Source organism: bacterium, assembly GCA_026414725.1.
Lineage (GTDB): Bacteria > Ratteibacteria > UBA8468 > B48-G9 > JAFGKM01 > JAAYXZ01.
In genome coordinates, this window is sequence record JAOAIL010000070.1 from 1 (window position 1) to 550 (window position 550).

The following is a 550-nucleotide window of genomic DNA, read 5'->3' on the forward strand; positions in this document are numbered from 1 at the left end:
CTTCTATTGTACGAATATATGTTATTTTTTCTTTAGGAACTGCAACTTGGATCATTAAATTTCACCCTTTTTAATTTTTTGAATTTCTGATTTTTTAGCACCTAATCTTATTAATTCTTCTTCTAACTTTTTAATTTCTGCTTTTAAATCTTGTTTTTTACTATTTAATATTTTCTTTTCTTCTGCTTCTTTAACTTTATTTTCTTTCTGTAATTCTGCTTTTTCTTTTTCAGTTAAAAATCTATTTGTCATTTTTTCTTTACTATCTTTTAATATATAATCATCTTCTGTAAAATTATTAAATCTTTTTTCTATTGCAAGGTTATAAAAATCTTCTCTTAACTCTATGCCTATTGCATTTCTTTGATTTTTAATAGCAACATAATTTACTGTACCCGCACCTGCAAATGGGTCTAATACTACATCCCCCGGATAAGTCCATAACTTGATACATCTTCTTACTAATTCTTCTGCAAATGGTGTTGTATGACCAATACCACTATTTGCTATATTCCAAACTCCATCTGCCCATTCCTGTCTCTTATACACA

At 27.5% G+C, this 550-nt stretch carries 1 protein-coding gene; it reads right to left on the bottom strand.

Going from position 1 to position 550, the window contains the following annotated elements; translation table 11 throughout:
- Positions 1-54: 54 nt before the first annotated feature.
- Positions 55-550 (bottom strand): site-specific DNA-methyltransferase (locus N3D17_07915; protein MCX8083286.1); only part of this gene is annotated, 496 nt, incomplete at its 5' end.